This is a genomic window from uncultured Bradyrhizobium sp. (assembly GCF_947648125.1).
GTDB lineage: Bacteria > Pseudomonadota > Alphaproteobacteria > Rhizobiales > Xanthobacteraceae > Bradyrhizobium.
The window spans coordinates 462,477-483,149 of sequence record NZ_CANSMR010000003.1 but is presented as its reverse complement, the minus strand read 5'-3'; the positions used below and the strand labels follow the sequence as shown (position 1 = coordinate 483,149).

16 protein-coding genes are annotated in these 20,673 nt (G+C 65.8%); 6 read left to right on the top strand and 10 right to left on the bottom strand.

The annotated features are described in order from the left end of the window. The first annotated feature begins 26 nt into the window (after window positions 1-26). Both Q0030_RS09240 and Q0030_RS09235 read left to right on the top strand, forming a co-directional pair. Window positions 27-2,099, top strand: a complete 2,073-nt coding sequence (locus tag Q0030_RS09240; protein WP_298365661.1) for a cytochrome c1 — start codon at window positions 27-29, stop codon at window positions 2,097-2,099. A gap of 199 nt (window positions 2,100-2,298) precedes the next feature. Next, on the top strand, window positions 2,299-2,973 hold the full coding sequence (locus Q0030_RS09235; protein WP_194459106.1) for a dienelactone hydrolase family protein: 675 nt from the start codon (window positions 2,299-2,301) through the stop codon (window positions 2,971-2,973). Window positions 2,974-3,177: 204 nt separating this feature from the next. Here the strand turns inward: Q0030_RS09235 and Q0030_RS09230 are convergent, their stop codons facing one another. Next, a complete protein-coding gene (locus tag Q0030_RS09230) occupies window positions 3,178-4,176 on the bottom strand; it encodes a VOC family protein (RefSeq protein WP_298365654.1) in 999 nt (332 codons plus the stop codon). 343 nt (window positions 4,177-4,519) lie between these two features. On the opposite strand from Q0030_RS09230, the gene Q0030_RS09225 reads away from it, so the two are divergent. After that, a complete protein-coding gene (locus Q0030_RS09225) occupies window positions 4,520-6,685 on the top strand; it encodes an anthranilate synthase component I (protein ID WP_298365652.1) in 2,166 nt (721 codons plus the stop codon). Window positions 6,686-6,699: 14 nt separating this feature from the next. After that, complete coding sequence (locus Q0030_RS09220) at window positions 6,700-7,239, top strand: adenine phosphoribosyltransferase (RefSeq protein ID WP_074131621.1); 540 nt, start codon at window positions 6,700-6,702, stop codon at window positions 7,237-7,239. Window positions 7,240-7,418: 179 nt separating this feature from the next. Here Q0030_RS09220 and Q0030_RS09215 read toward each other — a convergent pair whose 3' ends face one another. The 8 genes from Q0030_RS09215 to Q0030_RS09180 form a co-directional block, all read right to left on the bottom strand. Continuing rightward, window positions 7,419-8,087: a hypothetical protein gene (locus Q0030_RS09215; protein WP_298365647.1), complete on the bottom strand. Its 669-nt coding sequence runs from the start codon at window positions 8,085-8,087 to the stop codon at window positions 7,419-7,421. A gap of 106 nt (window positions 8,088-8,193) precedes the next feature. Beyond that, the gene (locus tag Q0030_RS09210) at window positions 8,194-8,937 is read right to left on the bottom strand and encodes a hypothetical protein (RefSeq protein ID WP_092124553.1); all 744 of its coding nucleotides are present in this window, start codon (window positions 8,935-8,937) and stop codon (window positions 8,194-8,196) included. A gap of 163 nt (window positions 8,938-9,100) precedes the next feature. Then, on the bottom strand, window positions 9,101-10,327 hold the full coding sequence (locus Q0030_RS09205; RefSeq protein WP_298365645.1) for a M48 family metallopeptidase: 1,227 nt from the start codon (window positions 10,325-10,327) through the stop codon (window positions 9,101-9,103). A 23-nt stretch (window positions 10,328-10,350) separates the two neighbouring features. After that, on the bottom strand, window positions 10,351-10,911 hold the full coding sequence (locus Q0030_RS09200; protein ID WP_092124555.1) for a LemA family protein: 561 nt from the start codon (window positions 10,909-10,911) through the stop codon (window positions 10,351-10,353). 288 nt (window positions 10,912-11,199) lie between these two features. Continuing rightward, window positions 11,200-12,165 carry a small ribosomal subunit Rsm22 family protein gene (locus Q0030_RS09195; RefSeq protein ID WP_298365641.1) on the bottom strand — a complete coding sequence of 322 codons (966 nt, stop codon included), beginning with the start codon at window positions 12,163-12,165 and terminating at the stop codon, window positions 11,200-11,202. A gap of 146 nt (window positions 12,166-12,311) precedes the next feature. Continuing rightward, window positions 12,312-15,776, bottom strand: coding sequence for a chromosome segregation protein SMC (gene smc, locus Q0030_RS09190; RefSeq protein WP_298365639.1), 3,465 nt, complete (start codon window positions 15,774-15,776; stop codon window positions 12,312-12,314). 357 nt (window positions 15,777-16,133) lie between these two features. Continuing rightward, window positions 16,134-16,790 carry a DsbA family protein gene (locus Q0030_RS09185; protein WP_298365637.1) on the bottom strand — a complete coding sequence of 219 codons (657 nt, stop codon included), beginning with the start codon at window positions 16,788-16,790 and terminating at the stop codon, window positions 16,134-16,136. Window positions 16,791-16,914: 124 nt separating this feature from the next. Then, on the bottom strand, window positions 16,915-17,394 hold the full coding sequence (locus Q0030_RS09180) for a DciA family protein (RefSeq protein ID WP_298365635.1): 480 nt from the start codon (window positions 17,392-17,394) through the stop codon (window positions 16,915-16,917). A 169-nt stretch (window positions 17,395-17,563) separates the two neighbouring features. On the opposite strand from Q0030_RS09180, the gene mutY reads away from it, so the two are divergent. Together mutY and Q0030_RS09170 are read left to right on the top strand one after the other, a co-directional pair. Further along, window positions 17,564-18,652, top strand: coding sequence for an A/G-specific adenine glycosylase (gene mutY, locus Q0030_RS09175; RefSeq protein WP_298365633.1), 1,089 nt, complete (start codon window positions 17,564-17,566; stop codon window positions 18,650-18,652). 73 nt (window positions 18,653-18,725) lie between these two features. Then, window positions 18,726-19,145 (top strand): PaaI family thioesterase, encoded by a 420-nt coding sequence (locus Q0030_RS09170; protein WP_298365631.1) that lies wholly within the window; start codon window positions 18,726-18,728, stop codon window positions 19,143-19,145. Window positions 19,146-19,313: 168 nt separating this feature from the next. On the opposite strand, the gene Q0030_RS09165 is transcribed toward Q0030_RS09170, so the two are convergent. Continuing rightward, entirely contained in the window at window positions 19,314-20,579 is a 1,266-nt protein-coding gene (locus Q0030_RS09165) for a flavin-dependent oxidoreductase (protein ID WP_298365629.1), read from the bottom strand. Window positions 20,580-20,673: the final 94 nt, after the last annotated feature.

Genomic DNA, 20,673 nt, shown 5'->3' with positions numbered 1-20,673 from the left:
CGTTTTTCTTCTTCAGGATCGCATCAATGAGCGGACCATCTGATTTTCAACCGAGCAACCCCGCCTTGAAGTGGATCGAACGGCGTCTTCCGATCTTCGGCCTGATCCACTCCTCGTTCGTGGCCTATCCGACGCCGCGCAACCTGAACTACTGGTGGACCTTCGGCGCCATCCTTTCGATGATGCTGGCGCTGCAGATCCTGACCGGCGTGATCCTGGCGATGCATTACACGCCGCACGCCGATCTCGCCTTCAAGTCGGTCGAACTGATCGTGCGCGACGTCAACTACGGCTGGCTGCTGCGCAACATGCATGCCTGCGGCGCGTCGATGTTCTTCTTCGCCGTCTACATCCACATGTTCCGCGGTCTCTATTACGGGTCGTACAAGGAGCCGCGCGAGGTGCTGTGGATCCTCGGCGTCATCATCTACCTGCTGATGATGGCGACCGGCTTCATGGGCTACGTGCTGCCGTGGGGCCAGATGAGCTTCTGGGGCGCCACCGTCATCACCAACCTGTTCTCCGCCGTGCCGTATTTCGGCGAGAGCATCGTGACCTTGCTGTGGGGCGGCTATTCGGTCGGCAACCCGACCTTGAACCGCTTCTTCTCGCTGCACTATCTGCTGCCGTTCGTGATCGCCGGCGTGGTCGTGCTGCACGTCTGGGCGCTGCATGTCGCGGGTCAGAACAATCCGGCCGGCGTCGAGGCCAAGACCGAGAAGGACACCGTTCCGTTCACCCCGTATGCGACGATCAAGGACGCGTTCGGCGTGTCGTGCTTCCTGATCTTCTTCGCCTGGTTCATCTTCTACATGCCGAACTATCTCGGCGACGCCGACAACTACATCCCGGCGAACCCCGGCGTGACCCCGGCGCACATCGTGCCTGAATGGTACTATCTGCCGTTCTACGCGATCCTGCGCTCGATCCCGAACAAGCTCGCGGGCGTCGTGGCGATGTTCTCGGCGATCATCATCCTGTGCTTCCTGCCCTGGCTCGACAGCGCACGGACCCGTTCGTCGAAGTATCGTCCGCTGGCCAAGCAGTTCTTCTGGATCTTCGTGGTGGTCTGCATCCTGCTCGGCTATCTCGGCTCGCAGCCGCCGGAAGGCATCTATGTGATCGCCGGCCGCATCCTGACGGTGTGCTACTTCGCCTACTTCCTGATCGTGCTGCCGCTGCTCGCCCGCATCGAGACGCCGCGCCCGGTGCCGAACTCGATCGCCGACGATGTACTGGCGAAGAGCAAGGGCAGGGTCGCGACCGTTGCCTCCGTGGTGCTCGCGCTGGTGGTAGCTGGCGGCCTGTTCGCCGGCAGCACCCAGAACGCCAAGGCCGAGGAAGGTGGCAACGCGCCGCCGGCCCAGGAATGGTCGTTCTCCGGTCCGCTCGGCAAGTATGACCGCGGCTCGCTGCAGCGTGGCCTGAAGGTCTACAAGGAAGTCTGCTCGGCCTGCCACGGCTTGAACTATATCGCATTCCGCAACCTCGCTGATGCCGGCGGCCCCGGCTATTCGGAGGCGCAGGCGGCGGCGTTGGCGTCCGAGTACAAGATCAAGGACGGCCCGAACGACCAGGGCGAGATGTTCGAGCGTCCGGGCCGCCCGGCGGATTACTTCCCGGCGCCGTTCCCGAACGAGCAGGCCGCGCGCGCGGCTAATGGCGGCGCGGCGCCGCCGGACCTTTCGCTGATCACCAAGGCGCGGTCCTACAAGCGCGGCTTCCCGCAGTTCGTGTTCGACTTCTTCACCCAGTACCAAGAGCAGGGCCCGGACTATGTCGACGCCGTTCTGCAGGGCTTCGAGGACAAGGTCCCGGCCGGCGTGACGATCCCGGAAGGCTCGTACTACAACAAGTACTTCCCCGGCCACGCCATCAAGATGCCGAAGCCGCTGTCCGACGGTCAGGTGACCTTCGACGACGGTTCGCCGGCGACGGTCAAGCAATACGCGCACGACGTCACCACGTTCCTGATGTGGGCGGCCGAGCCGCGCATGGAAGAGCGCAAGCGGATCGGGATGCAGGTGTTCTTCTTCCTCGTGATCTTCGCCATCCTGATGTACTTCACCAAGCGCAAGGTCTGGGCCGACGCTCACTGACCGCGGGCGTCATAGCGAGTTTGAAAAAGCCCCTTCGGGGGCTTTTTTGTTTTGTGAAGGTCAAGGCTTGGTCGCGAGAAGCGCGTTGGTGCTCCTGCAGTCATGACGAGTGCGCGAGGGCGCCGCAGGGCGATTGCGTCCGCCACCGAGTACGGACAAAATGCCGGCCAATCAGCCGGCAAACCTCGCGGAGGAACTCATGGGTACCAGCATCAACTTCAAGCGTCCGGACGGCAAGGAAGCGTCGGGTTATCTCGCCAACGCCGCGCGCGGCAACGCGCCTGGGGTCGTCGTGATCCAGGAGTGGTGGGGGCTGCAGGACCAGATCAAGGGAATGTGCGACCGCTTCGCGCGGGCCGGTTTCGATGCCCTGGCGCCCGATCTCTACAAGGGCAAGGTGGTGCCGTATCACGACACCGACGCCGCCGGCAAAGAGATGAACTCGCTCGACTTCATGGATGCCACCACGCAGACGGTGCGCGGCGCCGCGCAATATCTCGGCAAGAACGGCGCCAAGGTCGGCCTGACCGGCTTCTGCCTCGGCGGCGCGGTGACCATCATCGGCGCCACCAAGATCCCGGAGCTGACCGCCGGTGTGGTGTTCTACGGCATTCCGCCGGAGCAGGCGGCCAAGCCGGCGGACGTGAGAATTCCGCTGCAGGGCCATTTTGCCACCAAGGATGACTGGTGCACGCCGGCGCTGGTCGATGGCTTCGAGAAAGCGATGAAGGCCGCCGGCAAATCGCTGGAGCTGTACCGCTATGACGCCGAGCATGGTTTCGGCAACGAGCAGCGCCTGTCGGTGCACGACCGCCAGTGTGCCGAACTGGCCTGGGACCGGGCGACGGACTTCTTCAAGAAGCATCTGGGTTAATTCGTAGCCCGGTCATCGCCTCCCGTCATTGCGAGGAGCGAAGCGACGAAGCAATCCATGCATCCGCAAGCTGCGAGATGGATTGCTTCGCTGCGCTCGCAATGACGAAACCCGTAGCCCGGATGGAGCGAAGCGTAATCCGGGGAAGTTGCTCCGTGGAGAGGGCGGTCCCGGATTGCGCTTCGCTCCATCCGGGCTACTGTCTTAGCTCTCCGCCTTCACCCCGTCCCACCACGGGCAGGTGCCCGACATCAGCTTGAAATTGCCCTCCAGCACCTGCACCGGTGCGCGCTTGCCCTCTGCGGCGGCGCGCATCCGCATCTCGCGCGCGACGGCGCGGTCCTCCGGCGATAGCCAGACCCGTTCGTGGCCCCACAGGCTCGGGCCGTCATACATTTCGAATGGCGTCCAGCTCGCGGGATCGATCTCGCGGCCGCCCCAGCCGCATTCGACCATGAAGGCTGACGGTGACCTGGCGTAGAACGAGGTCATCAGGTCGTTGGTGTGACGGCCGAGCGTGACGTTGACCCGGTCTTCCTTCATCGCGATGTCGTAGGCTTGGCCGACATCATCCAGCGAGAACAATTCCACCATCAGATGATGCATGCCGTTCGTCCCGGTCTCGATCAGCGCGAGCGAATGGTGGCGGGCATTGACGTGGAAGAAATAGGCACGGAACGGCTTTTCGATGTAGTCGCTGAGGCCGAAACCGAGCACGTCGACATAGAAGCTCATGACCAGCGCGATGTTCTCGACGGTCAGCACCGCATGGCCGAGCCCGAGCGCGCCGGTCCGGAAGCCGGAGATCGAGCGCCCCGGCCGGAACGGCGTGTCGTCGATCTCGGGGCCATGAAACGCCTCCAGACGGTTGCCGGCCGGGTCCTGGAACGAGATCAGGCCGCGCACCCGCCGCGCGTCGGCGAGCGCCGCCGGTTCGGCGGTCACGGCAACGCCGGCATGCTCCAGCCGCGCCGCTAGTGCGTCCAGCGCTGTGGCATCCGCCACTTCCCAGCCGAAGAATCTCGTCCCTTCGCCCTGGGCGCGGTCGATCACGATGCGCTGCTTGCGATCGTCCATCCGGAAGGCGAGCAGCGAGTTGCCGCGCTCGATCGCCTGCAATCCGACCAGGCCGGTGCCGAATTGCCGCCAGTCGTCGAGCGCGTCGGAGCCGAAGCCGGCATATCCGAGACCCAAAATCGCCATCTGCGCCTCCGCCATCTGTCTGTTTTTTGGGCGGCTGATCCGCCGCCATTTCAGCAAATCCTACGCGGATTCCGGCCCCTTCAAACCTCGAAAATGCCGTCCGAGAGGGCGTCCAGGATTGGGCAGGGGTGTCGGGCCATCCCTTGACACGGCCCGCGCCCGGTGGTGAGTAGCGCCCATGAGCACCGTTGCCAGTCCATCCCGTCGTTGGTGGCCCACCTTCTCATAGGTGGCCGGTGCGTTTTCATTTCCCAAAAACGTCGAAGGTCGCCATCGCAGTGCGACGGTCTCCCTTCGTTTGTCCTGTGTGGCGCTCTCTTCCCAAGTTTCGTAAGAGGATCACATGAACAGGACAGTCTTCTCCCTGCCGGCTCGAAGCGAATACCTGACCAATGGCGGCCTCGCGGTCGCGCGCGTGGTCGAGCAGTTCACCGGCGGCGCCAACCGCCTCGACGATTTGATCGCACTGCTGGATCGCCGCCGCGGTGTGGTGCTGTCCTCGGGCACGACGGTGCCGGGCCGTTACGAGAGCTTTGACCTCGGCTTTGCCGATCCGCCGCTGGTGCTGGAAACCTCGGGCACCGATTTCTCCTTGCAGGCGCTGAACCCGCGCGGCGAGGTCCTGATCGCCTTCCTCGGCGACGTGCTGCGCGAACCCTGCGTCGTAATCTCGGAGCGGAGCCCAACGCGGCTGGCCGGGCATATCATCCGCGGCGCCGCGCCGGTCGAGGAAGACCAGCGCACCCGCCGCGCCAGCGTGATGTCGCTGGTGCGCGACATGGTGGCGGCGTTCGCCTCCAACGCCGATCCGCTGCTTGGGCTGTTCGGCGCCTTCGCCTACGACCTCGTGTTCCAGATCGAGGATATCGTGCAGAAGCGCGCCCGCGAGGCCGACCAGCGCGACATCGTGCTCTACGTGCCGGACCGGCTGCTGGCCTATGACCGCGCCACCGGCCGCGGCGTGGCGCTGAATTACGAGTTTGCGTGGAAGGGCAAGTCCACCGCCGGCCAGTCGCACGAGACCGCGCCGAGCCTCTACGCCAAGACCGGGCGGCAGGGTTTTGCCGATCACGCCCCGGGCGAATATCAGGCGACGGTCGAAGTCGCCCGCGCGGCGTTTGCCCGCGGCGATCTGTTCGAGGCGGTGCCAGGGCAGCTGTTTGCCGAGCCCTGCGAGCGCTCGCCGGCGGAAGTGTTCCAGCGGCTCTGTCGCATCAACCCGTCGCCCTATGGCGCGCTGATGAATCTCGGCGACGGCGAATTCCTGGTTTCCGCCTCGCCGGAGATGTTCGTGCGCTCCGACGGCCGCCGGGTCGAGACCTGCCCGATCTCGGGCACCATCGCGCGCGGCTCGGATTCGATCGGCGATGCCGAACAGATCCGCAAGCTGTTGAACTCGGAAAAGGACGAGTTCGAGCTCAACATGTGCACCGACGTCGACCGCAACGACAAGGCGCGCGTCTGCGTGCCCGGGACCATCAAGGTGCTGGCGCGGCGGCAGATCGAGACCTACTCGAAGCTGTTTCATACCGTCGACCACGTCGAGGGCATGCTGCGGCCGGGCTTCGATTCGCTCGACGCCTTCCTGACCCATGCCTGGGCCGTGACGGTGACCGGCGCGCCGAAATTGTGGGCGATGCAGTTCGTCGAAGACCACGAGCGCTCGCCGCGGCGCTGGTACGCCGGCGCGATCGGCTGCGTGAACTTTGACGGCAGCATCAACACTGGCCTCACCATCCGCACCATCCGCATGAAGGATGGCCTCGCCGAGGTGCGCGTCGGTGCAACCTGTCTGTTCGACTCGGATCCCGCCGCCGAGGACCGCGAGTGCCAGGTCAAGGCGGCGGCGCTGTTCCAGGCGCTGCGCGGCGATCCGCCGAAGCCGCTGTCGGATTTCGCGCCTGACGCCACCGGCTCGGGCAAGAACGTGCTCTTGATCGATCACGACGACAGCTTCGTGCACATGCTGGCCGATTACTTCCGCCAGGTCGGCGCCAATGTCACCGTGGTCCGGCACGTCCATGCGCAGGACATGCTGAAGCAGCGCGGCTGGGACCTGCTGGTGCTGTCGCCCGGGCCGGGTCGCCCGGAGGATTTCGGCATCGCGAAAACCATCGACACCGCGCTCGAGAAAAAGCTGCCGATCTTCGGCGTCTGTCTCGGCGTGCAGGCGATCGGCGAATATTTCGGCGGCCAGCTCGGCCAGCTCGGCCAGCCCGCGCATGGCCGTCCGTCGCGCGTCCAGGTCCGTGGCGGTAGGCTGATGCACAACCTGCCGAATGAGATCGTGATCGGCCGCTATCACTCGCTCTATGTCGAGCGCGACAGCGTGCCCGAGGTGCTGGCGGTGACCGCGACCACCGAAGACGGCGTCGCGATGGTGATCGAGCACAAGACCCTGCCGGTCGGCGGCGTGCAATTCCATCCGGAATCGCTGATGTCGCTCGGCAACGAGGTGGGCCTGCGCATTGTCGAGAATGCATTCCGGCTTAATCCGCCGGCCAATTGAGGATTGCGAGACCAATGACCTTCGACCACGACATCAAGGCGACCGTTCGCACCATCCCGGACTACCCGAAGAAGGGCATCCTGTTCCGCGACATCACGACGCTGCTTGCCGATGCCCGCGCCTTCCGCCGCGCGGTCGATGAGCTGGTGCATCCCTGGGCGGGCGCGAAGGTCGACAAGGTCGCGGGCATCGAGGCCCGCGGCTTCATTCTCGGCGGCGCGGTTGCGCATCAGCTCTCCGCCGGCTTCGTGCCGATCCGCAAGAAGGGCAAGCTGCCGCATACCACGGTGCGGATCGCCTACTCGCTGGAATACGGCATCGACGAGATGGAGATGCACGCCGACGCCGTGCAGCCCGGCGAGCGCGTGATCCTGGTCGACGATCTGATCGCGACCGGCGGCACCGCGGAGGGCGCGGTGAAGCTGCTGCGCCAGATCGGCGCCAATGTGGTCGCGGCCTGCTTCATTATCGACCTGCCCGATCTCGGCGGCGCCGCCAAGCTGCGCGCGATGGACGTCCCGGTGCGCACCCTGATGGCGTTCGAGGGGCATTAGCTCCCTCTCTCCACGTCGTCCCTGCGAAAGCAGGGACCCATAACCACGAATGTCAGTTGTGGACAGGCTGTGGCCCCAGCCTTTGCCAAACATATAGCTGTGGTTATGGATCCCGGCTCGCGCGGAGCCTGTCATCGGGCGCGCGTTTGCGCGACCCGTTGGCTTGGCCGGGACGACAGTTAGCCCCTTTGCAGCAGCATGCTCAGCTCGAGATCGCGGAAGGTGGTGTAATTCCGCCGGATCCACTGATGCAGCTCGGTCGATGAGTCCCTCTCCTGGCGCAGATAGCCGGTGAAGGAGAAGGTCAGCCGGTCGATATAGGTCTTCAGGAACACCGGCAGCGCGCGGAAGCGCAGCACCCGGCTGCCGGTCATGACGGGCGGCAGCTCGCCGCGCACCACGAATTCATTGTCGATGACGACGAGCGCGTTCGGCGGGATCATGCCCTGCAGCGTCTGGTAGCCGTGCACCGAGGCGCGGTCGGTATCGGCGACATACAGGATGACCGGCGAGACGCGGCGGCGCAGCGCCTCCTTCATCAGCCCGATCTGGTCGCACATTCTGAAGAATTCGTCGAAGGCGTGGTAGCCGAGGTCGATTACCTTGGCGATGCCGTCATTGACGATGACGCGGTCCATCAGCTGCATCTTGCCGTAGGTGTCGATCACGTCGGCGGTTTCCGTGATCCGCGGCAGATAGTCGAGCAGCGACGGCTCCTTCAGATTGATGTCGTAGCAGACGACGTCGCCGTTCTTGAGCAGCAGGAATTCGCCGAGCAGCCGCGCGATCAGCGTCTTGCCGACCTGCGGGCGGGGCGAGCAGATGATGTAAACGGGCGTGGACGACATCGCCCGCTATATCAGGGCAAATTTTCGCCTAATCCAGCCCCATCGCCGCTCCCGGGCGCGATTTTTTCGCTGCCGGGCGCGACTTTTTCGCCGCCCTTGCGAGCGGCTATTTTTCGCCCTTGGCCGCCTTGGCGCCGACCAGGTCGGTCAGCTTGATCCGGTCGAACTCGCTCCAGACATTGGCGAGCCAGTGCCGGACATAGCCGCGCAGCACGAAGGAGTAGTTCGCGGCGTCGTCGTTGATGCCCTTGTTGGCCACGAATTTCAGGAACGGAACCGAGGAGACCTCGACCTGCTCGTAGGCCATTTCGTTGAGCTTCGGGATGGTGAGGTCCACGGCGTCCTTGATGCGGTGGAAGTAGGAATTGTAGGTCGCCTGGTCCCACTGGAAGAACTGGGTGTCGTTGATGAAGTTCTTCACCAGGAAATACTTCGCGCCGCTCATGAAGTTGGCGGTCTCGGCGATCTCGTCGAGCGAAGCGATCGAGGGGCCGAGGATGTGGAATACGGCGAAGGTGATCTGGCCGGAACGCGCCGCGTCGAGGAAGCCGATGTCGCGCAGCGAGGCCAGCGCGGGCGACAACAGGCCGGCGCGGACGTCGATCACGGTGACCGAGGAACCGGCGTTCAGCGTATCGAAGATCTTCATCTGGTCCGCGGTCGTCGTCATGTCGACGATCTCGGTGATGTCGGGATGGAAGCGCTTCAGCGTGCCGCGCGGCGACTCGGTGTCGAACGCCCGGGTCTGCACATTGTTGGCACTGAAATAGTCCAGGAGCGTCCGCGAGACGGTGGTCTTGCCGACCCCGCCCTTGTCAGCGCCCACCACGATCACAACCGGCTTTGCCATGGAAGTCCCTTAAAGCGCGCTCCCGACCGCGATGGCGATCGGCAAGTCCCCACACTGCTTTGGGCGCGAACATGGCAGAAACGAGGGAGAATTCAATTCCTTAAGGTGTCCACGATCGGTTTGGTGGGGATTTCCTTAATGGACTGAGTAACCTAGGGCACGATCAGCGGCGCGGGCCCCAAGGGCCCTGGAGCGGACCTTGAAGCGGACCAAACGGTCCCTGCCTAGGGGTGGTGCCCGGCAGCGGCGGCGGATTGTTCGGTTTCGCCGGCGGCGTGTCACCCCACGGGCCATGGGTCACCGGCGGGGGCTGGTCGCCTGCCGTGGACGGCTGGTCCTGCGGCTCCGTCTCGTCCGGCAGCGCCAGCGGTCCGGGATCGTGGCCGCCGGCAAATTTCACCAGGGCATCGACCCGGGACTTGACCGACGGATGGGTGGCAAACAGGTCGGCGAAACCCTCGCGCGGATTGTCGACGCAGAGTTCCATCACCGCCGAGGTGGCGCCCGGCAACTCGCCGCGGTTCTCGATCTTGCGTAGCGCCGAGATCATCGCATCGGGATTCTTGGTCAGCTCGACCGATCCGGCATCGGCGAGAAATTCGCGCGACCGCGACAATGCGAGCTTGACCACCTGCGACAGCAGCCAGGCCAGCATGATCAGCGCGACCGCGATGATGATGACAATGATCGCGCCGCCGCCCGAGCTCTTGCTTTCGCGGTCCGACGAGGATGATGATGATGACGAGGACGACCAGCCGCCTCCGCTGCGGCTGCCTCCGCTCCACGACAGATTTGTGAACAGGCGGAAGAACAGCTCGCCGAAGAAGCCGACGACGCCGGCGATGATCACGGCGACCACCATCAGCTGCACGTCGCCGTTCTTGATATGGGTGAGCTCGTGGCCGAGCACGGCCTCGACCTCCTGGTCATCAAGCGCTTTCAGAAGGCCCGTAGTGACCGTGATGGCGTATTGCCGCGGGTTCAGTCCGGTCGCGAACGCGTTCAGCGCCGGGCTGTCCATCACCTTCAGCTTCGGCATCGGAATGCCGCGCGAGATGCAGAGGTTTTCCAAGAGATTGTAGAGCCGCGGCTGCTGCTGCCGCGTCACGCTTTCGCCGCCGGTGACGGCGTCGATCATCTTCTGGTGGAAGAAATAGGCGATCACGATCCAGGCCACCGCTGCGATCGTCGCCCATGGGAAGGCCGAGACCAGATCGCGCGAGGCATGGGCCAGATAGTAATCGGCGGTGCGGCCGCTATCGATCATCACCTCCGCGACCAGCGCGCCGGCATAGACCAGCACGTAGATCAGCAGGAACAGGCCGGCGAGCAGCAGCATCGAACGAAACTTGTTCGATGCGATATGCGTGTAGAGACCATAGGCGGCCATGACGGAGCGGCGCGCGTTGCGCCTCAGAACTTCACGCTCGGTGCCGCCTCGACCTCCGTGCGGCTGGCGCCGAGGTCGAAGAAATCCTTGCGGGTGAAGCCGAACATGCCGGCGAACAGGGCGGCCGGCATCTGCTGGATGCCGGTGTTGTATTCCTGGACCGCGTTGTTGAAGAAGCGGCGGCTAGCGGCGATCTTGTTCTCGAGATCGGAAAGCTCCGATGCGAGCTGCTGGAAATTGGCGTTGGCCTTGAGGTCCGGATAGGCCTCCGACAGCGCGATCAGCCGGCCGAGCGCGCCGGAGAGCTGGTTCTCCGCCGCCGAGACCTGGGCTGGCCCCTGTGCCGAGATCGCCGAGTTGCGTGCCTTGATGACGTCGTCGAGCGTGCCGCGCTCATGCGCGGCATAGCCTTTCACCGTCTCGACCAGGTTCGGGATCAGGTCGTGGCGCTGCTTGAGCTGCACATCGATGTCGGCAAAGGCCTGGCTGACCCGCTGGCCGAGCGCGACGAGGCGGTTGTAGGCGCCGAACGCAAACAGCACGAGAAGGACGATGACGCCGATAACGATCCAGCTGGTCGACATGACAGGGCAGCTCCTGATGGACGAGACGGCGGCACCGTAGCCCAAGATTGGGGCGCAGGGCAGCCCGCCGCGGAAAGGTGGGCAAGCGTTGGTCGGGGATGGATACGAATTGGTTCAACACCGTCCGGTGAGGTCGATGTCGTCGTCCCGCTAGTTCTACGTCGTCCCGGCGCAGGCCGGGACCCATACGCCGCGGCCCCTGGAAAAGGCACAAGTGGCGTCGGCTTCGCTTCACAACCGGGATCGGTGGTTATGGGTCCCGGCCTTCGCCCGGGACGACGCAAGTAGCTAAACCGCGTCGCCCCAGCGCCAGCGCCGGGCGCTGGCGTAATCGGCTTTGGCGCGGCGGGGCACCCTGGCGAGGACGACGCCCCCGGGCGTGCAGAGCTTGGCCGCAATCTCGACCTTGCCGACATCCGGCTGCGCCAGCACGCGCGATGGCCGGTTCTCAACGCGCGCGCGGCTCAGCGCGACATAGGCGAAGCGCTCGTCCTCGAACGGGGCGTCGGCGCCCTTGACCTGCTTGTGCGCGCGCGAGCGTTGCAGGCGCTGCGAGAAATGGCACCAGTCGGGTGCAACCAGCGGGCAGCCGCCGTCATGCGGGCAGGGGGCTGTGACATGCGCGCCGGCGGCGATCAAGCGTGCGCGGAGTGCGATGATCCGTGCATAGCCCGCGGGCGTGCCGGGTTCGACGACCAATAGCGTATCGCCGGTTTTGGACCACAGCGCATCGGTGAGTGCCGCGCGCTCGGCTTCGCCGAGTTCGCCGATCATGTAGCTGGCGACGACGAGGTCGGCGGGTTCGGCCTTGTCGAGCAGGGCGCGGGCCTGGCCGAGTCGATAGCTGGTGTCGTGCAGGCGAATGCTACCGTGAAACAGCCCCTCGGCCAGCGTTCGCAGCGCGCCATTGGCGTCGAGCAGGGTGAAGCTCTTTAGCGATGTGAACGCCTCCGCGGCAGCCCAGGTCGCGGTCCCGGGGCCGGCACCGACATCGAGCAGGCTTGCCGGTGCGAAGTCCGGCCTGATTTCCGTCAGCGCATTGAGGCTCGCCACTACGGCGGCATAGGTCGCGGGCATCCGCGCCAGCGCGTAAGCCAGCGCATCGGTCTCGGTCCGGATCGTCCCGGAGCCGCCGCCCTCCCGATAGGTCTGTGAGATGACCGCCGCGCGGCCCGCCGCGTCATTGCGCGACAGGCCTTCGAGCCTGGCATTGAGGGCCGCGCGCAGTTCGGCGGGAAGATCGGGTGAGGTCATCCGCTGCACTATCGCACGTCATTGCGAGCGGAGCGAAGCAATCCATGGCGCCGCTTGTGGAGGCGTGGATTGCTTCGTCGCTGTCGCGCCTCGCAATGACGGGGCCGAGAGGCCTCGCCTCAACTCCGAGGTGCTTCGACGTAAGCCTACGCCACGTTCTGGTCGAGGATATCGACCGCGCCCTGCAGGTCGACCGACACCAACTGGGACACGCCGCGCTCGGCCATGGTGACGCCGAACAGCCGGTTCATCCGCGCCATCGTGATCGGATTGTGCGTGATGATGATGAAGCGCGTCTCGGTCGAGCCGGTCATCTCGTTCAGCAGGGTGCAGAACCGTTCGACGTTGTGGTCGTCGAGCGGCGCGTCGACTTCGTCCAGCACGCAGATCGGTGACGGGTTGGTCAGGAACACCGCGAAGATCAGCGCGAGCGCCGTCAGCGCCTGCTCACCGCCTGATAGCAGCGACAGGGTCTGCGGCTTCTTGCCGGGCGGCTTGGCGATGATCTCGAGGCCGGCCTCGAGCGGATCGTCGCTCTCGATCAGATGCAGCGCGGCTTCGCCGCCGCCGAACAGCTCGGTGAACAGCCGTTTGAAGTGGTTGTTGACGGTCTCGAACGAGGTCAGCAGACGTTCGCGCGCTTCGCGGTTGAGGCTCTGGATGCCCTGCCGCAGCCGCTTGATCGCCTCGACGAGGTCGTCGCGTTCGGTGGTCAGCCCGGTGTGCTGGGTCTCGACTTCCTTCAACTCTTCCTCGGCGCGCAGATTGACCGCGCCGAGCCGCTCGCGGTCGCGGCGCAGCTTTTCGAGTTCTTCCTCGACCTGCGCGACCGGCGGCAGCTCCGCGCCGGGCTCGATCTCGGCCATGCCGACGACCGCGCTCGGCTCGACCTCGAGCATGTCGTGGATCTCGCGCTCGATGTCGGCGAGGCGGCGGCGGGTGCCTTCCATGCGCTCCTCGGCGCGCGCGGTAGCTTCGCGGGAGGACGACAGCGCTTCGAGCGTGGCCTTGGCGACACGATCGGTTTCCGCCATCGCGGCTTCCGCCATCGCCAGCGCATCGGCGGCGATCCGGCGATCGCCCTCGGCGTGCTCGATTTCCGTGATCAGCGCGCTGCGCTTCTCGGCGAACACCTCCGGCGCATTGGCCAGTTCCTCGCGCTCGGCCGACACCTCGGCGATGCGTGCCTCGACTGTCTCGACCTGTGAGGCGGCGCTGGTCTTGCGGTTCTGCCACTCGTTACGCTCGGCAACGATCGCTTGCACGCGGCGGTCGGCGAGCTCGGCCTCGCGGGCGAGCGCTTGCGCCTCGGCGCGGACCTGCGCGGCGGCACGGCGCTGGTTGTCGATCTCGGCGCGAACCGCGGCGAGCTGGGCTTCGGTCTCCACGCCCGGCGGCAATTCGGACAGCGCGGCAACCGCGTTCTCATGGGCGGCTTCGGCTTCGTCGCGGTCGGCGGCGACACGGCTGTGCGCCTCGGTCAGCGCCGATTTGCGCGCAGAGTGGCGGTTGATCTCGCGTTCGGTCGCGGCATGGCGCTCACGCGCGGCGTCGGTCTCGCGACGGGCGGCGCGCACGGCTTCGCGGGAGGCGCCCTCGGCGGCGGATGCCGAGCGCAATTCTTCTTCAGCCGTCTCCAGCGCCTGGCGCTTGGCGGCGGCATCGATGCGGGCCTGTTCCAGCTCATGCTCGATGTCGACCAGGCGGGCGCGCTCGGCGAGGCGGCGGGCCGCACCGGTCGGAGCATGAGCGTCGGCGACAAAGCCGTCCCAGCGCCAGACATCGCCTTCGAGCGATACCAGCCGCTGGCCGGTCTTCAGCTGCAACGCCAGCGCCGCGCCGCGCTCCTTGGCCACCACGCCGATCTGGGCCAGACGGCGCGCCAGTTCCGGCGGCGCCTGGACGTGATCGGCCAGCCGTTCGACGCCATCCGGCAGCGACGGATCGCCCGCGGCTTCGCCGACATTGGTCCAGCGCATCGGCGCGGAGGAATCCACCGGCGCGTCGAGGTCGTCGCCGAGCACCGCGCCGATCGCCTTTTCATAGCCCTTGGCGACCGTGATGCCGTCGATGATCGGCGGCCACAGATTCTTGGTCTCGCTGGTGACGAGCTTGGAGATGGTGCGCGCTTCGGTCTCGAGCCGCTGCACGCGCTTCTCGGCCTCAGCGAGCGGATTGCGAGAGGCTTCCAGCGTCTGCCGCGCGGCGGCGTGATGCGCCTCGCTGGATTGCACGGCCGCCTCGGATTCGGCGAGCGTCTGCTGCGCCATCTCCATGGCGGCGGCGAGCGCGTCGATGTCGCCGAGATTGCCGGTCTCCTGCGCGAGCTTGGTTTCCTCGGCCTGGACGTTGGCGATCTCCTGATCGAGCCGCGCCAAGCGGTCGCGATGCGTGCGCACGCCGGCTTCGAGCTGGTTGCGCTTGGCGGTGAGGTCGGCGAGCTGCGTGGTCAGCTCGGAGAACTGGCGCTCGGTCGCGGCCAGGATCTCCTCGGCCTCGGAGACACGCTCGTCGACGCCGGAGCGCTTCTCGACGCGTGACTTGATCTCTTCCTTCAACTCGGCGTCTTCGGTGTCGAGCCGCTGCAGCGCGATGTCGGCATCGGAGGTCTGCTGCTGCTCGCGCGCGATGTCCTGGGCGAACTGGGTCAGACGCCGATCGAGCTCACCGACGCGTTCCTTGGCGCGCTGCTCCTCGCGATCGAGCATCTCGCGGGCGTTGGTCAGGCGCTGCAGGCCCGCGGCGGCGCGCGCCTCGGCATCGCGCAGCGCCGGCAGTTCGGTGGCGCGGATCGCCTGGATACGCGCGGCCTCCGCTTGATGCTGGGTGCGCTCCGCCATCTCGCGCACGGCAAGATCATGGGTCTGCGCGGCATCGTTGACGTCGGCATTGGCCCCGATCCAGCGCAGATGGAACAGCATGGCTTCGGACTTGCGCACCTTGGCGGCGACCTCGCGGTAGCGAATCGCCTGGCGCGCCTGCTTCTTGAGGCCTTCCATCTGGCCGGTGAGCTGGCCGATCACGTCCTCGACGCGGGTGAGGTTGGTTTCGGCCGCCTTCAGCCGCAGTTCCGCCTCGTGGCGGCGGGCATGCAGGCCGGCAACGCCGGCGGCGTCTTCCAGCACGCGGCGGCGCTGCTCCGGCTTGGCCTGAATGATCTCGCCGATCTTGCCCTGGTGAACCAGTGCCGGCGAACGCGCGCCGGTGGCGGCGTCGGCGAACAGGATCTGCACGTCGCGAGCGCGCACATCGCGGCCGTTGATGCGGTAGACCGAGCCAGCCTCGCGCTCGATGCGGCGGGAGATTTCGAGCAGCTGGCTGTCGTTCATCGCGGCCGGTGCCGAGCGATCGGAATTGTCGATCGTCATCACGACTTCGGCGTGGTTGCGCGCCGGGCGGTTGCCGGAACCGGCGAAGATCACCGCATCCATGTCGGCGGCGCGCAGCGACTTGTGCGAGGTCTCGCCCATCGCCCAGCGCAGCGCTTCGACGAGATTGGATTTGCCGCAGCCATTCGGTCCGACGACGCCGGTCAGGCCCGGCTCGATCATGAAATCGGTGGGTTCAACGAACGACTTGAAACCGTGCAGGCGGAGGCGCGTGAGCTTCATGTACACAAATCTCGTTTGGCCGGGCGCGAATCTCCCTGCCGTGACAATACCATGGATGGCAATGTCGGTGTCTGGGGTGAATAGCTGCGTGCAGCTCTCATGAGCGGCGACAATGGCGGTGCGAGTGCGTCAGGGCAACCGCTTGACCAAGCTTTTCCCAAGGGATTTGCAAGGGATTTGCAAGGGATTTACAGGGGTTTTGTGGCCTCTGCATGTCCTCGAAGATTCGCATCGCGCGAATCAAGTTTTCAACAACCAAATAATGCGACGGCGGCATGCCGTGATCGCAAATCATCCACAATTATCGTGCCGCGACTCGAACGCGGGCACGACGACGTCAGATTCGCAGGGGCCTGATCAGCTCTTCAGCAGTGGGTCGATGTGCTTGCTGAACTCCTCGAACGAGGTCTCGCCCTTCAGCATCTCGCCATTGACGAAGAAGGTCGGCGTCGAGTTCACCTTCAGCACTTCGTTGGCGTATTTCTGGTCGGCGGCGATCTTGTCGAGCAGCGTCTGATCCTTCAGGCAGTCCTCGACCTGCTGCTGGCTGAGGCCGGCCTGCTTGCCGATCCGCGCCAGCGTCTCGGTGGTGTTCTTGACCACCCAGTCGTTCTGCTGGCGGAACAGCAGGTCGATCACGGCGAAGAATTTCGGCGCGTCGTCCTTGGCGATGCAGCGCGCCAGCATCGAGCCTGCGGCGGCCTTGATGTCGAGCGGGAATTCGCGGAACACGTAGCGGACCTTGCCGCTGTCGATGTAGGTCGACTTGATCTTCGGGAACACGGTCTCGTTGAAATTGGCGCAGTGCGGGCAGGTCATCGAGGCGTATTCGATGATGGTCACCTTGGCGTCCTGCGGGCCGAGCCCCATGTCCGGCAGCGACTGCGGCTTGGCGACCTCGGCGGCGGTCTGCGCGAACGCGTCCGTGATCAGGCGCAGCGGCGACAGTCCGGCGAGGGCGGCAAGCCCGGTCAGCGAGAGAGCGGTGGTGAAAGCGCGGCGCGTGATGATCAAGGTCAGCTCCCGGATTGGCGCATTCACGCCAGAATGAAGAGGGGTCCCGAAAAAGAAGCCTTCGCTAGCTTGAAACGACCATTGTGGCAATGCCGGGGTCTCGCGGCGCAGCCTGCGAAAAGCGTCAATTTCGCTTGATCGAGGCACCCAGCCGGGCCAGCGCGGCGCGCAGATCGTCGTCCTCGACGGCGCCGAGGTTTGCGGCCTCCCGGGCCACGGTTTGGGCGTCGGGCGGGCGCGGCCGGGCGGGACGGCCGCGGCGCGACAGCGGCGCTTGCCGGATCGTCAGGCGACCAACCGCGTGCCAGCCGAAGAAGCGGTTCACCCGTTCCAGGATAACGTCGGAGGAGTGCTGGATCTCCAGCGCCATCGGCCCCTCGACCCGCAGCACCAGCGTCGCCGGCTCCTGCGGTTGCCCCTCGACCGGCCGAGGCCACTGGATCTTCAGCGGCTCGCAATAGGCCGCGATCCGCTCCCCGGCGATCTCGGTCCAGCGCGTCACCAGTTCGCGTGCGGCAAAGCCCTGCTTGGCATAGGCGTCGGTGAAGACGTCGCTGAGCAGGATCGATAGGGGCTTTGCGCTGATTGGGCCGGGTCTGGGCATGGGAGGGTTATAGCATGGTGCAGTTCGCGTGAGGAACGCTCCAGCCGTCATGGCCGGGCTTGTCCCGGCCATCTACGTCTGGACTGACAGCACAAAGAAAGACGTGGATGCCCGGGTCAAGTCCGGGCATGACGTGGAGAGATTGGTCCGGTGACCTTAAAGTAGGCCCATGAGCTCTCGCGCCGCCGCCAAAGCGAAGTTGTCCGACCAAACCAACCGCCCGGCGCGGCTGCTTGCCTGGTATGACCGGCATCGCCGGCGGCTGCCGTGGCGTGCGGAGGCAGGGGAGCGGGCCGATCCGTACCGCGTGTGGCTGTCCGAGATTATGCTGCAGCAGACCACGGTCAGGGCGGTCGGACCTTATTTCGAGAAATTCCTGTCGCGCTGGCCCGACGTGACGGCGCTCGGCCGCGCCTCGCTCGACGACGTCTTAAGGATGTGGGCAGGGCTCGGCTATTATTCGCGGGCGCGCAACCTGCATGCCTGCGCGGTTGCGGTGCTGAGCGACCATGGCGGGGCCTTTCCGGACACCGAGGAGGGCCTGCGCGCGCTGCCCGGCATCGGGCCCTACACCGCGGCGGCGATCGCCGCGATCGCCTTCGACCGCCGCACCATGCCGGTCGACGGCAATATCGAGCGCGTGGTCAGTCGGCTCTACGCTATCGAGGAGGCGCTGCCGCAGGCCAAGCCGCTGATCAAGGAGATGGCGGCAACATTGCTTGGTCCCTCTCGCGCCGGAGATAGCGCCCAGGCCCTGATGGATCTCGGCGCCACCATCTGCACGCCGAAGAAGCCGGCCTGTGCATTGTGTCCGCTGAATGACGATTGCGCGGCCCGTGCCCGCGGCGACCAGGAGACGTTCCCGCGCAAGGCGCCGAAGAAGAGCGGCACGTTGCGCCGCGGCGCCGCCTTCGTGGTAACGCGCGGCGGCGAGCTTTTGGTGCGCTCGCGCCCGGAAAAAGGCCTGCTCGGCGGCATGACCGAAGTGCCGGGATCGCAATGGCTTGCCGGGCAGGCGGATGCGGCCGCGCTGGCGCAGGCGCCGGAGCTCAAGTGCGTCACGCGCTGGCACCGCAAGACCGGCGTCGTCACCCATGTGTTCACGCACTTTCCGCTCGAGCTCGTGGTCTATACGGCCAGCGTGCCGCCGCGAACCCGCGCGCCGGAGGGGATGCGCTGGGTGCCGGTAGCGACGCTGGACGGCGAGGCGTTTCCGAACGTGATGCGCAAGGCCATCGCGCACGGGCTGGATCTCTGACGCGGGGGTCATTCTGCTGACACCATGCTGGCAGCAGCGCTCAGCTACGACCGCAGGGACAACGGAGGCCGCCATGATCGCAACCGCACTCGACCGCATCCCGATGCCGCCCGTCGCAAAGCTGCTGGGTTGGCGCGTGGCTGACGCACGTCCGCAGGACGGCTGGATCAGGATCGTATTCGACGGCAAGCCGGACTTCTGCAATCCAGCCGGCTTCGTCCAGGGCGGCATGCTCTCGGCTATGCTCGACGACACGATGGGGCCGGCGGTGTTCATCATGACCGAGGGCAGGCTGTTCACCACGACGATCACGATGAACGTCAATTTTCTCGCACCGGCGAAGCCGGGACCGATCACCGGCGAGGCGACCGTGACCCAACTCGGCAAGACCATCGCCTTCGTCGAGGGCCGGCTGACCGCCGCGGATGGCACATTGCTTGCGACGGCGAGCAGCAGCATCCGCCTGGTGGAAGCGGCGCGGGCGTTGCGGTAGGGCCGCTTGCGCCCAACCTGTTCCGTCACCCCCGCGCAAAGGCTTTGCCTTTGTCGCTGGAGGAGCGCGCATGTCGCGCGCGTCTTGAAGGGTCGACGGCCACCGGCCGGGCCCTGCATCCTTCGAGACGCGCGTTCCGCGCTGCTGAGGATGACGGGTAAAACTGCGTCAGCCAGTCCGCTGCACGATCGGCGGCTTGGCGTTCAGCCCCTCGACCTGGAAGCCGGCGACGCGCTTGTAGTTGGCGGCGATGTCTTCCAGCTCCTGCTGCGACAGCACCTCGGTGACGACGCCAAAGCCGTTGGGGGCGCGCTCCTCGACCAGCTGCATCACCTGTTCCGGGCCGTTGCGGCGGTTGAGCATCACGAGATCGGTGGTCGCGGGCCGTCGTTCGGCCTCATAGGCCAATAGCGCCGCCTGCGTTGCGCCATGCGCCAAAATCTCGCGCGTCAGTGTGCGTGCATCGAGAATCGCTTGCGAGGCTCCGTTGGAGCCGATCGGGTACATCGGGTGCGCGGCGTCGCCCATCAGCGTGACGCGGCCGAAGGTCCATTGCGGGATCGGGTCGCGATCGACCAGCGGATATTCGTAGGCATGCGGGCAGTTCCGGATCAAACCGGGCACGTCGAGCCAGTCGAAATTCCAGCTCTCGAACCACGGCAGGAACTCGTCGAGCTTTGCGGTGCGGTTATAGTCCTCGCGGCGCCACTGATAGGTTGGCGGCATGTGGCGCTCGGCGACCCAGTTGATGTCGAACTTGCCGTCGGCGCCGGCCTCCTTCGAGATCGGATAGCAGACGAATTTCAGGGTCTCGTGGCCGGCCATGATCATGGTGCGGCCGGTCAGGAAGGCATTGCCGCGGGTGATGCCGCGCCACAGGATGCGGCCGTTCCAGATCGGCGGCCCTTCCTGCGGATAGAGTTTTTCGCGCACCGCCGAATGAATGCCGTCGGCGGCGATCAGCACCGCGCCGTCGTAGCTGCCGGCGGGCTTGCCGGTCGCCTTGTCGATGAAGTCGGCGCGGACGCCGTCGGCGGTCTCGGTCCAGCCGGTGAGGTGATGGCTGGTCAGGATGTTCGTGGCTCCCAGCCGTTCGGTCGCGGCATCGAGCAGCAGCTGCTGCAACCGGCCGCGATGGATCGAGAACTGCGGCCACTTATAGCCGGCCTCGAGCCCGCGCGGCTCGCTCCAGATCGGCTTGCCGTGCTTGGAGAAATAGGCGAGCTCGCGGGTGCGCACCGCCGATGCGTCGAGCACATCGTGCAGCCCGAGCTCGATCAGTTCGCGCACCGCATGCGGCAGCACGTTGATGCCGACGCCGAGCGGCCTCAGCTCGGGCACGCTCTCGAAAACGCGGCAGGGCACGCCGATCTGGTGCAGGCTGAGCGCCAACGTCAGCCCGCCAATTCCGCCACCTGCAATCAGCACAGTCATGAAAAGCCCTCTCGATGGGCCATCGTCATCGCATGACGGCCCGGCTGCGGGCAAGGTCCGCGGCACCGCGCGGGGTGGACGGCAAGGGGTGCTG

What these genes read in the sequence shown, in the direction of transcription:
- Q0030_RS09235 (WP_194459106.1), top strand. Translation starts at nt 2,299, where the DNA reads ATGGGTACCAGCATCAACTTCAAGCGTCCGGACGGCAAGGAAGCGTCG.
- Q0030_RS09220 (WP_074131621.1), top strand. Translation starts at nt 6,700, where the DNA reads ATGACCTTCGACCACGACATCAAGGCGACCGTTCGCACCATCCCGGAC.
- Q0030_RS09200 (WP_092124555.1), bottom strand. Translation starts at nt 10,911, where the DNA reads ATGTCGACCAGCTGGATCGTTATCGGCGTCATCGTCCTTCTCGTGCTG.
- Q0030_RS09210 (WP_092124553.1), bottom strand. Translation starts at nt 8,937, where the DNA reads ATGGCAAAGCCGGTTGTGATCGTGGTGGGCGCTGACAAGGGCGGGGTC.
- Q0030_RS09225 (WP_298365652.1), top strand. Translation starts at nt 4,520, where the DNA reads ATGAACAGGACAGTCTTCTCCCTGCCGGCTCGAAGCGAATACCTGACC.
- Q0030_RS09215 (WP_298365647.1), bottom strand. Translation starts at nt 8,087, where the DNA reads ATGTCGTCCACGCCCGTTTACATCATCTGCTCGCCCCGCCCGCAGGTC.
- Q0030_RS09230 (WP_298365654.1), bottom strand. Translation starts at nt 4,176, where the DNA reads ATGGCGATTTTGGGTCTCGGATATGCCGGCTTCGGCTCCGACGCGCTC.
- Q0030_RS09165 (WP_298365629.1), bottom strand. Translation starts at nt 20,579, where the DNA reads ATGACTGTGCTGATTGCAGGTGGCGGAATTGGCGGGCTGACGTTGGCG.
- Q0030_RS09180 (WP_298365635.1), bottom strand. Translation starts at nt 17,394, where the DNA reads ATGCCCAGACCCGGCCCAATCAGCGCAAAGCCCCTATCGATCCTGCTC.
- Q0030_RS09170 (WP_298365631.1), top strand. Translation starts at nt 18,726, where the DNA reads ATGATCGCAACCGCACTCGACCGCATCCCGATGCCGCCCGTCGCAAAG.
- Q0030_RS09240 (WP_298365661.1), top strand. Translation starts at nt 27, where the DNA reads ATGAGCGGACCATCTGATTTTCAACCGAGCAACCCCGCCTTGAAGTGG.
- mutY (WP_298365633.1), top strand. Translation starts at nt 17,564, where the DNA reads ATGAGCTCTCGCGCCGCCGCCAAAGCGAAGTTGTCCGACCAAACCAAC.
- Q0030_RS09195 (WP_298365641.1), bottom strand. Translation starts at nt 12,165, where the DNA reads ATGACCTCACCCGATCTTCCCGCCGAACTGCGCGCGGCCCTCAATGCC.
- smc (WP_298365639.1), bottom strand. Translation starts at nt 15,776, where the DNA reads ATGAAGCTCACGCGCCTCCGCCTGCACGGTTTCAAGTCGTTCGTTGAA.
- Q0030_RS09205 (WP_298365645.1), bottom strand. Translation starts at nt 10,327, where the DNA reads ATGGCCGCCTATGGTCTCTACACGCATATCGCATCGAACAAGTTTCGT.